Genomic DNA, 13,637 nt, shown 5'->3' with positions numbered 1-13,637 from the left:
CGCCAGCGTTCAATCTGAGCCATGATCAAACTCTTCAATTAAAAAGTTTTATGTCTTTCGACAGCTCAATGAATTCTGAATTTATTTTAATATCTTTCGATATTGAATTGACTGTGCCGAATAATTACCGAAATAACTATTCTGTTGGTCACTCAGTTTTCAATTGAGACTCTAATTTGTTTGCCTCGCTACCTAAGTAGGTTGGCTGTTAGAACTCAATCTGTACGAGTGCCCACACAGATGATTGCTTTATATTGTTAAAGAACGTTTTGAGTCGCTTTAGCGTCTCAAGGGATGCGAATAATACACCCTTTATTTTTCGAGTCAACACTTTGTTTTAAATTTTCTTTTGGAAGATTTAAAACCGAAGTTTTATTTAACTCTCTGAGGTAGTTCGTGCCTCGCTATGCGTTGGCGTTTCCCGTCTCAGTGGGGTCGCATTATAGGGAGATTCGAGCGGGGGTCAATGTTTTATTTCAGCTTTTTGACAATTAAATGAATTTAGTATGAAAGCTATACAAATAAAGGGCTGCGACGCTTTTTCTGCCTATTAAATAATCTATGTATGAGCGGCAAAACTATATGCATACATAAAATTATACTATTTAGCTCTGTTAGGTTAAGCCAACTAAAGTTAGTCAGTTGGCTTTCGATAAAATATTGCGTATGTCATTAATTAAAAGCTGTAATTAAAGCCTGCGTAATAGCGCCTACCCGAATAGCTCGAGTTAAGTAATCGTGCATCTGTATCATCACCTAAACGCGTTACCGATTCCGACTTAGTTAAATTAATAACAGCAGCTGTTAAGCTTAGCCCTTCATACAAATTAACCGATGCATTAACGTCAACTTGCTCGTACGGATCTTGATATACATTTAACCCACTATTAAGGCCTAATACTGTCTCCCCTCGTTTGTTATATGAAGCGCGTATATTAAAAGCGTCACCTTCATAATAAACAGAGGTATTGTACTGATACTTTGCACTACCTATTAATGCCGACTGACCAAACTCTTCACCATTTACTGTTACATCTGCTTTGTTGGTTTTGTTATAGGTGTAGTTTGCAAAAAAACCAAAACCATTATCAAACGCATGCTGAATAAATATCTCCGCGCCTTTAGATACTGCATCGGTACCATTTCCCACCGTACTATACGGAGCTATATTAATGGTTCCTGCATCTACTATATTATTTTTACCGGCAAAGCTTTGCTCTGCATCTATTACCAGTGGCACAACAAAATTGTCTACTTTTTTATGGAAAAGCGCCAATCCAACCGCAGAACCCTCGCTGTAATAATACTCAATAGATAAATCAGCTTGTACTGATTCAAATGGTTTCAAATTTTTATTACCGCCACTGCCGCTAAAGCCTGGCTGTTCATTAAATGCAGCTCTATCATCTGCCCATTCATCCGATACAAATGTAATACGCTGCTGCGCACCTAAATCGCTGTAATCAGGACGAGACATTACTTTTGCTATTGCTCCACGAATAACTAAATTGTCGGTTGCATCCCACGCTATATTAAAGCTTGGTAATATTTGAGTGTCTTTGTTTTTTTGAGTGACTAATTGATAGTCTTCTACAAAGCGTGCGTCACCCGTTACTAGCTCGCCTGTTTCGTCATTTGTGTGATCTAATTGGTAGGTATATAAGTCAGTAGATGAAGTAAGTGTTTTTGTTTGCACAACACGCACGCCCAAATTACCTCTTACTTCACTAAACTCAAAATCGCCTTGAATATAAAAAGCAGATATTTTTTCTTCTATATCGTAAACAAAGTTATCTTCAATACGTGTATAAGGTACATAATTAGCAGTGACCATATCGCGATATTTGTTCCAATCGATACTTGGCATTTGGTTTATATCAAACCCGCCTACTATATTGCTCTCACTTGTAAATACATTTTGAGCTAACGGCATACCGCCATTCCACTGGTAACTATCAAAACGCGTAATACCTTGCTCGCTTGCTTCGCCTGCAGCTATGTTGAAATTGGGATCTAAAAAGAAAGTATTACCAGTTTCACGATGAAGACTTGAGTTACGGTATTTAACACCGGTTCTAATTGTTTTTAAAAAGCCCCAATCAACATAAAAATCCACATCAGCTTGGTAATAATCTTCCTCAAGCTCACTGCGTACAAAACTTGAGTTTGAAGAGCCCGCATCACGACCGCCTCCAATTCCATTTTGTAAGTTAGTTAATGTCTTAGGGTCAATATTAAGTGACACATTGTTTTGGTTGAGTGACCAGCCTGCCGTTTGAGCTGCATTTTGAATAGTGGCTGCGTTTTCGCCCGCGTTTGAGCTTTTATATGCGGCTTCCCAGCTTTCTTCCGGCCCCCCTTCTGATTTTGTATTACCGACAACAAAACGCGCTTTAAAATTATCGCCTTCATAGGTTAAATTAAAATCAAAAGTATCTGAGGTAGATTCTTCACGTACGTAGCTACCACGCATCCACGGAAACTGCATATCACTTTCAGTTCCGCTTGCCATTGCATCGTATTGCATACCAGTAACAGTAGTTCCCGATTCATCAAGATTTACATCAGTTAAAAAATCAGAATTTAAAGACCACTCAGGTATATCAATCACAGATTCTGTTCTGTCTTGACCGAGTGTAAAGCCAAAGTAATTAAATCCAAGCTCTAAACGATTTGTTGGTCGCCATTGCGTACTAAATTGAATTCCTTCGCGCTCACGTTGTTCGTTAAGAACTGAACCTCGCACAACTTGCGGAAACCAAACACCATCGTAACTATTACCGCCTGCATCATTAATAACATCCCAACCATTATTGTTATCAACTGCGTTACCGTTTATATCTGTAGGTTGCCCAGTGCCAGTATAGCGCCACACATTGGCATCAGTACCGCCCGAAAGCGTTCTGTTTGTTCGCTTCTGATATGTATAACCAACTAATATACCAAAATTTTCGTCGTCATTTTTCCATGAATATAAACCCGTAAACTGCGGTTCGTACTCTTTTGTAACATCAGCGTAAGTACTCTCTACATTAAATACACCTGAGTTTGCATCCATACTCAGAGGTTTTCGGCTATGCATTAATACAGTACCACCAACCCCACCTTCATCTAAGCGTGCTTCTGGCGATTTATAAACCTCTACGCTTTCAATCATTGAAGACGGTAACAAAGCATAATCAAACGAACGCGAAGGCTCCCCCGGGGAAGACGCAATAAAATTACCATTAAGCTGTGTAAAGGTAAGTTCTGACGATAAACCACGAATACTAACTGATGAACCTTCCCCGCCGTCACGCTCAATTACCACCCCGGGTACACGCTGAAGCGAGTCTGCAACGTTTTTATCAGGGAATTTTCCAATATCTTCAGCGGTAATTGCATCAACAACAGAGCCAGACATACGTTTTACATCTAAGTTTTCGGCCATACTTGAACGGATACCACGTACTTCTATTACTTCCATATCTTTTGCGTGCTGCGAGTTTTCTTGCGCTGCAAAAGCACACGTAGAACTCAAAGCAGAAAATATTGATATATAAAGTGATGACTTACAAAACGTTGAAAAAGGAAAAGGGTATATACTTGCTACTATCATGTGAGGAGCTGTTCCATTTAAATCTGCTTATATAAAACTAAAGCGAGAAGTTAATCCTTTTACGTAAATTATTTACGAAATGGCAAAAATTTTTCCAAATTCTACACAGCCAAACTTAACCGTTTGTTAATAAAAAATATTAAATTAAATCAACCTCTCATATAACTGTATTAATACCTATTAAATGAAAGTTAAAATCCAGCCCACACATTAAAGCAGCTCTCAATTAAAAAACTAAGAGCGGCTTTGTGGTATTTAATAGCTTAATGAAATAACTACAGCGCACAAATCATCATTAAGTGTATACAAAAACGAAGGGGGTAATTTGATGTGGTAGTCGGCAGTTTATACTTTAAAAAGAAAAACTGCCGGATGATATTTGAAAAGTAACAATGCTAAATAGCGTTGGATTTATTAAGCGAAGCAATAACCTCTGAAAGTTCTAAGAGTGTAGGCTTTCCTCCTAGATAATTGGTATCTATATGGTAACTATTGCCCACCCAAAAAGGTGCTTTAGTTGAGTTATGTCCATGTATTGTAAAGTCGACTCCATGACTTTTAACTACCTTATTTTGTTTAACTACTTCACGATCCCACAATAGAGATTGCACAATCACCGACTTATCATCAGGGTAGTTTTCCCAATCCCACGATTGTGCAAATGTATGAGACAACCCAATTTTATAGCCGCGATATTCAAGTACTATTGAAAGCGGTTTAGTTAGTAACTCATCGCACATAACACTGAGCTTTTCTCTCGATACCGACTTGTGCCAATTGCCACCATTGTCAGTCCATAATTTAAAAGCCGCTTTATCATTACTTAATAATGATTCCAACATTAAATGCTCATGATTACCTAATATCATACATGCCCTAATGGCTTGTAAGTATGTAAATAAGTCATATGTTTTATCCCCGCGATCAACAAAATCGCCTAGGCAAAACAAAGTATCTCTTTCAGGGTTAAAATTTACGTTATTAAGTGCGTTTTTTAAGGCAGGTAAATCACCATCAAGATCGCCAATTACAAATACTCGGCACTCATCATTAATAAATATTGTTCGTTTTGAAGATACAGCCTGAATAGCGTTAATACCTATATCCAAAATAGACTCCTATAGAATGCAATCTAAAACTTAGATTTATACTTGAGTTTATAAAGCCTTAAGGTAACACAATATAGTTGATAATTAATGAAGGTAATGAGATTTGATTGAAACTAAAAATGCATGACTGCGGGCTTTAGCTACAAGCTAAATAAGTAATTTAGGTAGTGCTTTTAACCTATAGTAAAAGCGGCTTAGCAAAATACCTGAACAAGTTATAAGTTAGTCAACAGCACAAACTTATCAGCCAGCTCATCTAAACTTTCACGCTTATTAGGATCGGGCTTTATGCAGTCAATTGGACATACACTTACGCATGTAGGTTTATCGTAATGCCCCACACACTCAGTACATTTTTGGGGATCAATTTGGTATATCTTCGCGCCCATATAAATAGCCTCATTAGGGCATTCTGGGTCACACATATCGCAGTTAATGCACTTACTATTTATGAGTAAAGCCACTTTTTAGCCTTTCTAATTAAAGTTCATATAAAACAAAAAATGAAAAAATAGAGCATTTACTGTTTTATTTTAAATAATATTATTAGCAGCTTTAAATTATGCATTTATTGACTTTTTCTTTGTTGATCTTTATCAATAAAACTTCTGGCTTCTCTAATGAAATTTTAAAGCGTCGCTGTTAATATTGCCTACATCCTAAACAATAAAGTAGTTCTGATGGCAGCTAGTTATTCTCTCGATGATTTACGTTACTTTTGCACCATAGTAAAACTAGGTAGCTTTAAAAAAGCATCAGCAAATCTTGATATGTCACTATCAACCTTAAGCCGCAGAATACGTCTATTAGAGCAAGCTCTTCAATTAACGCTACTCAATCGAGATGCCCATCGAGTAACGCTAACGCATACTGGCGAGTTATATTACGACCGCTATCGCAAGTTATTTGACGAAGCAGAGTGTATCGAGCAAGCACTTTGTGATGAAAAAGACCAACCTAAAGGGAAAATTAGGATCTGTGCCCCCATTTACATGGGTAAACATTTTTTAAGTGATATTTTTTGTGATTTTTTACTGCAGTATCCCGATATTCAACTAGATTTACGCTTTTCAAATAACCTTATTGATATTGAAAAAGAAGCGATTGATATAGCATTTAGAGTAAGAAACCCTGCCATTGATAATTGGGTTATTAGAGAGCTTAAACTTACTCATAATGTGCTTTGTGCTCACCCTGACCATGATTATCAATCCATCACTCATCCTAAACAATTAGAGCAGCACCCAAAAATTACGTGCGTTGGGTTGGTTCCGTGGCAATTAAACAATCAGCAAACGAGCGAAGAGTACAGTTTTAATCCAAACACACATGTTCGATTGGAAGTTGATGAAATTCAAATGATGAAACAAGCCGTTGAGTCTGGTGTGGGTATTAGCTACATCCCTGATTATATAGCATTACCACTTATTGAAGCCGGAAAGCTTAAACGTATTCTTCCTGATTGGCAAAGTAAAGGCCAGCCATTTTCTATGCTTTATCGCGACAGAAAACAAATTCCTTATCGAGTGCGATTACTGATAGAGCATACACTGCAACACTTTACTAATGTGTAGCAGTGTAAGTTTTTATCATTGCAATAAGTTAGCTAGTTCGACTGTTAGAAGCTAAGCCTTAGTACAATTACACCTAAAAATGCAGTTGTTAATCCTATAACTTCTTGGCGTGTAAAAGACTCTTTTAGAACGATGCGTGAGTACAACAAAATAATTAAAATATTCATACCTGAAATTGCCGACACCAACCCTGTGTTGCCAATGGTAAAAGCCGATATTATTGCCACCATGCCCGCTACATTCGTTAAACCAATGAGTAACCCGCACGAAAATGTTTTACCTGCAGACCAATATGCTTTGGAGCTGCCTTGCTCTGCTAGCATTTTTTTACGTTTTACTAACCAACTAACAGCAAACAGAAAGCTGCCAAAACCAAACATAGACGTTAGCGTTGCAAATGTATCTGCCTCAAGGAGTGTTGATTGCTTACCCATTAAATCATTAAATGCAAAGGACAGTGCAGCCAGTAATCCCCATTGCGCACCTTGTAGATTACTCAATGAGATATCGCTGGAGTAGCGAATAATATAAAGACCGCCAAAAATGATAAAAAAGCCGATTAATTGAATAACGGTTAAGGTTTCTTGCCATAATAAAAAGGCAAACAAAAGGACAAATAAAGGCGTTAGCCCCGATAGAATACTAATTAAAGACGCCTTTCCGACTGAAAATCCTTTATGCAAAAATCCATTAGCCGCAAAAGATCCAAAGCCTAAAGCAAGCCCAACCGTAATATCTGCCCAGCCGTACCATGTATGTTCAAATATTACAGTACCTAACGCGCTGATTATGAACCCTACAAAAAAAACACCGAATAATAATAGATTACGGTTAATCTTTTTTTGCGACGTCCATTGGTACATTATTCCTCGAGCACCAAAAAAAACAGTTGCGAGTAATGCAAAAATTATCCACATACTAAAATGATTCCTTTAAAAACAACAATAGAGTAACTGTGCTGAGCGCTTTAACAACACGTGTTAAATTTGTCAGGTTAGTATATTTACTTTTTAAATTTTATAAATAAGCATTACTGGCAATATAGGTTTCATGAATGGCATTTACATAAATGCAGGTAGGCAATTTTCGTAAAGCGCGTCATAGGCATAACTGCTCAGCTCCACTCTATAAATTATATAAGGTAATAAAATAGCTTTGAGCAGTTACTGAAGAGGCTAACTAGGTTGTTTAAATGGATTACGCGTATCTTGGTGCTCATCAAGGTTACGCATTAAAATGGCGTGATCTAAGTTAATCCCCTCATCTAGTGCGATTTTTACAATGTGACCAGAACCTTTAGCATCGCTAATAATTTCACCCTTTTTGTTTTCCATATATTCAAGCTTAAAAGTAATGTTACCTTGTGGTGTCATAAGCTCTAAGGAGTGGCCTGTACAAAATTTATTTTTAACGTCAATTTCAACTAAGCCATTTTCGTCGCGCCCAAGTACTTCTCCCACAAATTGCTGTTTAGTTGATACAGAATGACCGTACTCATAGTTTTGATAATCTTGATGGGCATGGCGTTTTAAAAAGCCTTCGGTATAGCCCCGATGTGCTAGATTTTCGAGTGTTTTAAATAAGTTAGTATCAAATGGTTTACCCGAAGCCGCGTCGTCTATTGCTTTACGATAAACTTGTGCTGTGCGCGCTACATAATAAAATGACTTAGTACGCCCTTCTATTTTTAAACTATGTACACCCATTTTTGTTAACTGCTCTACGTATTGCACAGCGCGTAAATCTTTTGAGTTCATAATATACGTGCCGTGTTCATCCTCAAATGCAGGCATATACTCTCCAGGGCGACCTTGTTCCTCTAACATAAATACATCGTTACTCGGCGCACCTTCGCCCAGTGTAGGAATAACCTGTTTGGGATCAATTTTATGTACCATTTCGCCGGTTTCGTTCTCAACACCTGGTTTTACATCGTAATCCCAACGACATGCATTAGTACACGTCCCTTGATTTGGATCGCGCTTATTTATATAACCAGAGAGTAAACAACGCCCCGAATACGCCATACAAAGCGCACCATGTACAAATACCTCAAGCTCGGTGTCTGGGCACAAAGCACGAATTTCAGCTATCTCTTCGAGCGACAGCTCCCGTGACAAAATAACGCGTTCAATCCCCTGCTTTGCCCAAAATTGCACACTCGCGTAATTTACCGCATTTGCTTGCACAGACAAATGAATAGGCATCGTTGGCCATTTTTCACGAACAAGCATAATTAAACCAGGGTCTGACATAATTAGCGCATCGGGCTGCATCGCAATAACCGGTTCTATATCACGTAAATACGATTTAACTTTAGCGTTGTGCGGTGCAATATTAGACACCACATAAAACTTTTTATTTTGCGCATGCGCTTCACTAATTCCTACTTGCAGAGTATCTAGGTCAAACTCGTTATTGCGCACACGCAAACTATAGCGAGGCTGCCCTGCATAAACCGCATCTGCGCCATAAGCAAAAGCGTAGCGCATGTTTTTTAAACTGCCTGCGGGGCATAGTAATTCAGGAATAAAAGGCGTTGAAGAGGTAGTTGGTAACATGTGCGCTCCATACATCGAACTGGGTTTAAGCCAGTTCTATGATTAATTAATTTATAAGCGCGGCAGTATAAGTTCGATTAGCAATTTGCTTTTGATCGAGATCACAAAACTGCAATCAAACTGGTTTTTAATAAAATTAGGATTTTTCACTTAAAACGCGTATAATTCGCGCCCGTTAATATTCACACTTTTACTTAAAATTATTGGAGCATAAAGATGGCTTTAGAACGTACTTTTTCAATCGTAAAACCTGATGCAGTAGCTAAAAACCACATTGGCGCTATCTACAACCGTTTCGAGTCTGCTGGCCTTAAAATCGTTGCAGCTAAAATGGTTCACCTTTCACAAGAGAAAGCTGAAGGTTTCTACGCAGAACATAGCGAACGTCCTTTCTTCGGTGCTTTAGTATCTTTCATGACATCTGGTCCAGTAATGGTTACAGTTCTTGAAGGCGAAAACGCTGTTCTTAAAAACCGTGAAATCATGGGTGCTACTAACCCTGCTGAAGCACTAGCTGGTACTTTACGTGCAGACTACGCTGATAGCATCGACGAAAATGCTGTTCACGGTTCTGACGCTGTTGAATCTGCTGCTCGCGAAATCGCGTACTTCTTCGCTGACGAAGAGCTTTGTTCACGTACTCGTTAATTCGAATTCGTTAACAAAATGAAAAGGGCTTTCGGGCCCTTTTTTAGTCATTACGTAAAGTATTAATTAGTAAACTCATGATGTTTTACTTAATGATTAAAGTGAGTGAATTGTGTACAATTCGTCCTCGTAAATTTTTATCTCCACCGTCACCGATTGAGGTTGTTTCATGACCGAGCAAAAAAAGATTAACTTATTAGATTTAAACCGAGACGCAATGCGCGAGTTATTTGCATCGTTCGGTGAAAAGCCGTTTCGTAGTGACCAGGTGATGAAATGGATTTATCATTTTGGCGTAGATAACTTCGACGAAATGAGTAACGTAAACAAAAAACTTAAAGAAAAGCTTAAAGCCGAGTGCGAAATTGTAGCGCCAGAAATTACAGTTCGCCAACAAGCAAGCGACGGTACTATTAAGTACGCACTTATTTTGGAAGGCGGCCAAGAAGTAGAAGCTGTATGGATCCCTGAAAAAGAGCGCGCTACTTTATGTGTATCATCACAAGTGGGTTGTGCTCTTGAGTGTACTTTTTGTTCTACTGCTCAACAAGGCTTTAACCGTAACTTAAAAGTATCTGAAATTATTGGTCAGGTTTGGCGTGTAGCTAAAGATATAGGTCTTGATGGTCATAGCGAAAAGCGCCCTGTAACTAACGTTGTAATGATGGGTATGGGCGAGCCTTTACTTAATCTTAAAAACGTAGTGCCAGCAATGGAACTAATGATGGACGACTGGGGCTTTGGTTTATCTAAGCGCCGCGTAACATTAAGTACTTCAGGGGTTGTGCCTGCTCTAGATTTATTAAAAGAAAAAATTGACGTAGCACTTGCTATTTCACTTCACGCACCAGACAACGCACTGCGTGACATTTTAGTACCGGTTAATAAAAAGTACCCTATTGAAGAGTTTTTAGCCTCGTGTCGTCGTTACATCGATGGTTCGAAAGCCAATAAAGACGTAACAGTTGAATACGTTATGCTTAATGGCATTAACGACAGCACCGATCAGGCTCATGCACTAGTGCAAACATTAAAAGGCACTCCTTGTAAGGTCAACCTTATTCCGTTTAACCCGTTTCCGGGGAATGAATATACGCGTTCAAGTAATAGTCGCATTGACCGCTTTTCAAAAGTATTACAAGCAGCGGGCGTTACCTGTATTGTTCGTCGTACTCGCGGGGACGACATTGACGCAGCCTGCGGACAGTTAGTAGGTGACGTAGTTGATCGTACTAAACGTTTAGCTAAAAAGAAAATGCGTGACGATAACGCGATTAGCGTTAATATCCACCAAGCATAACCTGTAGCCACCCTACAGGAATTAGTCACGTAGGGTGGTTAAGTTGTTTATTTTTAAATAAATGATGCAAGACTAAAGGTTTTAGGTAAGATAGGCGCCATGGACTAAAAATAAAGAGATAAGGTAATGCGATCTATACTTGCTATAACACTATCCACACTTGCCTTAAGTGGCTGTGTTAGCGAAAGTAGTTATAACGGCAGTAATAAACCCGTCGTCGAAAATAAAATTAACAATACTGGCGCAGCACGAACACGAATTGCTTTAGCCCTACAGTATTTAAAAACGGGTAACAACTCTCAAGCCAAATACAATTTAGAACGTGCAGCTGCATTTGCTCCTGACCTACCTGAAGTACATTACTCTCTTGCTTATTACTATCAACAAGTAGGCGAAAACCCGCTAGCTGATAAAGCCTACCAAAAAGCACTCGAAATAAAGCCTGACGATCCTAATACCCTTAATAACTACGGTGTGTTTTTATGTGGTATCGATGAATACGATCGTGCTACGGATCAATTTTTAAAAGCCATTGAAGTACCAAGCTATATTCGCGTTGCCGAAAGCTACGAAAATTTAGCCTTATGTGCTATTGAATTTGATGATTTTGAAAATGCAGAAAGCTATTTTCAACAAGCACTTAATCACAGTTCTCAACGTACATCTACGTTAATTAGCTTAGCTGCACTGTATTACGCAAAAAGTGACTTATACAAAGCCAGTGAACTTTTAAAACGCTACGACAGTACGGGACGAGTATCTTCTCGTGCATTAATGCTAAGCTACCTTGTAAAAAACCGCATGGGCAGAATAGAAGAGGCTGAAAAAATTTCCAGCACTATTTTACAAACCTATTCTACAAGTGACGAAGCATATGCACTAAAAGAAAAAAGAACGCGTTTTAATGAGTTTGAAATACTGCGAGAAAAATACCGTAAAGCGCAGTTAAAAGAACTAAAAAATGATGAAAGCGGCGCACACGTTAGTTCGAAGCCAAAAATAAAAGTAATTAGAAAAAAACGTTCATCACAAGACGGTTCAACAAGCTTAGTAACAAACAATGAGCAAAAAACAGATAAAAAACTCGCAACAGTAAATAACCAAGATGTAAACCCGGTTATAGCAAGAGAAGAGCAAGTTGAGGCAGCCCAAAATACGGCCACTAAGCAAGTCGACAAAACAGCCATAATAGCAAAACAAGCAACAGCTCAAAAAGTAGAAGTTCCTAAAGTAGTGACTTCTAAAGCCGTTGTGCCAAGTAAACCTACCGATACATCGGCTGTTATGCTTGCACTTACTACTGAACACGACTCTGCTGATTCAATAGGAGCAGTTCCTGAAAAGCCTAAGCCTGCTTACGAACCTCAAAAAGCAGCTGTAGTAGCAAAGCAAGCAACTAAGGCTGATGACGAAGTTACAATAATTTCGTTTGGGGCACCTAAAACAGGCCAGTTTAATTCGCAGCAAACTAGTAACTATAGTAATTCAGCCCCCGCAGTTACTGCACAAAAAAATAGTAGTGACGTGGTATTCTACGAAGCGACTAAAAATACAACAGTATTTGAAAATAGCAGCTATCAAAATGATGCCGATATTGAATTTAAAAGTTACGAGGCAGTACAAAAAACAGAGCTCCCAATGCTTAACCCTAAAGTATCGCCTTTACGCGTGCCATTTCACGTAATTGCTGTTGGCGAAAACCTATTTAGCATTTCGGTGCGATACAATGTTAAACTACAAAAACTCCTCCAATGGAATGGTCTAAAAGAGTCGGATCGGGTAATGAATGGAAGTAAAATATACCTAAACGATCCAAATATTTATTACGAAATTAAAGCTGGTGATTCCCTTTACGATATAGCTACCCAGCGGCATGTATTAATTGATGAATTAATGCGATGGAATAAATTAAGTCCTGATATAGCACTAAAACCAGGACACAAACTTTTACTAGTGGATCCAGACTCATACACATTATGAATGAAGAAAATACGCAAACACAGAGCGAACAGCCAACTGTAGGCCAAATATTAAAAAATCACAGAGAACAAGCAAACGTTAGCATAGCGACTATCGCTGCACCGTTAAAGTTGTCTGAGCTGCAAATTAAACGCCTTGAGAATGATGAATTTACATTACTAGGCCCAATAACTTTTGTTAAAGGCTATATAAAAAACTACTGCCGAGAATTAAAAGTAGATAGCACACCTATATTAGCGATGATGCCAGCACCACCGGAGCCAACAAAGCCCGCTAATATGCAGAGCTTTTCGCGTCGAACAGAAAAAGAAGCTAATGACAGCCGTTTAATGTTTTTCAGCTATTTAATTTTAGCGATTGTTATTGGCTCATCTGCTTTATGGTTTTGGCAAAACGCCACCCCCATTGAAGAGCAAACGAGTAACATAAACGTTGCCAACTCAAAAATGAGCGAGCGCCAAGCCGCTCAACCCAGTATTTCAGAGCAACAGCAACAAGCCGAAATTGACGATGAATCATTATTAGAATCACAAAGTACCTCTAGTGAAACATCAACAAGCCCAGAAGCAGTTACAGAAACGGCCCCTATTGCCTCTAACAACGCAAGCCAAGAAGATGCTAGCAGTACAATTGTTATGAACTTTAACGGCGAAAGCTGGGTTGAAATTTACGACGGCGAAGGCGAAAAAATAGCATTCGGCGTTAAAAAAGCAGGCTACATTATGACCGTAAGCGGAACGCCTCCTTTTTCAGTTGTGCTTGGTAAGCATGACGCTGTAGACATTACTTTAAACGGCGAACCTGTAGATGTTTCTGCATTTCCTAAAAACCGTTTAGCCAAATTTACATTACCACTAGCAGAGTAGT

The 13,637-nt window shown here is 38.7% G+C and carries 10 protein-coding genes; 5 read left to right on the top strand and 5 right to left on the bottom strand.

Annotation, left to right across the window (positions count from 1 at the left end):
- Positions 1-676: 676 nt before the first annotated feature.
- The 3 genes from BW142_RS12015 to BW142_RS12005 form a co-directional block, all read right to left on the bottom strand.
- Entirely contained in the window at positions 677-3,598 is a 2,922-nt protein-coding gene (locus tag BW142_RS12015) for a TonB-dependent receptor (RefSeq protein ID WP_076924997.1), read from the bottom strand.
- A 395-nt stretch (positions 3,599-3,993) separates the two neighbouring features.
- Entirely contained in the window at positions 3,994-4,707 is a 714-nt protein-coding gene (locus BW142_RS12010; RefSeq protein WP_076924996.1) for a metallophosphoesterase, read from the bottom strand.
- Between the two features lie 215 nt (positions 4,708-4,922).
- Positions 4,923-5,171 carry a YfhL family 4Fe-4S dicluster ferredoxin gene (locus BW142_RS12005; RefSeq protein ID WP_076924995.1) on the bottom strand — a complete coding sequence of 83 codons (249 nt, stop codon included), beginning with the start codon at positions 5,169-5,171 and terminating at the stop codon, positions 4,923-4,925.
- 216 nt (positions 5,172-5,387) lie between these two features.
- Here BW142_RS12005 and BW142_RS12000 point away from each other — a divergent pair, with 216 nt between their 5' ends.
- The gene (locus BW142_RS12000; RefSeq protein WP_076924994.1) at positions 5,388-6,281 is read left to right on the top strand and encodes a LysR family transcriptional regulator; all 894 of its coding nucleotides are present in this window, start codon (positions 5,388-5,390) and stop codon (positions 6,279-6,281) included.
- A gap of 44 nt (positions 6,282-6,325) precedes the next feature.
- Here BW142_RS12000 and BW142_RS11995 read toward each other — a convergent pair whose 3' ends face one another.
- Positions 6,326-7,198 carry a DMT family transporter gene (locus BW142_RS11995; RefSeq protein ID WP_076924993.1) on the bottom strand — a complete coding sequence of 291 codons (873 nt, stop codon included), beginning with the start codon at positions 7,196-7,198 and terminating at the stop codon, positions 6,326-6,328.
- Positions 7,199-7,456: 258 nt separating this feature from the next.
- Positions 7,457-8,842: a tRNA 5-hydroxyuridine modification protein YegQ gene (gene yegQ / locus BW142_RS11990; RefSeq protein WP_076924992.1), complete on the bottom strand. Its 1,386-nt coding sequence runs from the start codon at positions 8,840-8,842 to the stop codon at positions 7,457-7,459.
- Between the two features lie 216 nt (positions 8,843-9,058).
- Between yegQ and ndk the strand changes: the two genes are divergently transcribed.
- The 4 genes from ndk to BW142_RS11970 all read left to right on the top strand — a co-directional run bounded on the left by ndk (position 9,059) and on the right by BW142_RS11970 (position 13,636).
- Positions 9,059-9,490: a nucleoside-diphosphate kinase gene (gene ndk, locus BW142_RS11985; protein WP_007377442.1), complete on the top strand. Its 432-nt coding sequence runs from the start codon at positions 9,059-9,061 to the stop codon at positions 9,488-9,490.
- Positions 9,491-9,659: 169 nt separating this feature from the next.
- Positions 9,660-10,790 (top strand): bifunctional tRNA (adenosine(37)-C2)-methyltransferase TrmG/ribosomal RNA large subunit methyltransferase RlmN, encoded by a 1,131-nt coding sequence (locus BW142_RS11980; RefSeq protein ID WP_024597874.1) that lies wholly within the window; start codon positions 9,660-9,662, stop codon positions 10,788-10,790.
- A gap of 126 nt (positions 10,791-10,916) precedes the next feature.
- On the top strand, positions 10,917-12,770 hold the full coding sequence (gene pilW / locus BW142_RS11975; RefSeq protein ID WP_076924991.1) for a type IV pilus biogenesis/stability protein PilW: 1,854 nt from the start codon (positions 10,917-10,919) through the stop codon (positions 12,768-12,770).
- Positions 12,767-13,636, top strand: coding sequence for a RodZ domain-containing protein (locus tag BW142_RS11970; RefSeq protein WP_076924990.1), 870 nt, complete (start codon positions 12,767-12,769; stop codon positions 13,634-13,636). Before pilW ends, BW142_RS11970 begins: the two co-directional genes overlap by 4 nt.
- The last annotated feature ends 1 nt before the right edge of the window (position 13,637 follow it).

The organism is Pseudoalteromonas sp. EB27, from assembly GCF_001974875.1.
Lineage (GTDB): Bacteria > Pseudomonadota > Gammaproteobacteria > Enterobacterales > Alteromonadaceae > Pseudoalteromonas.
This window is presented reverse-complemented; position numbering and strand designations above follow the sequence as displayed.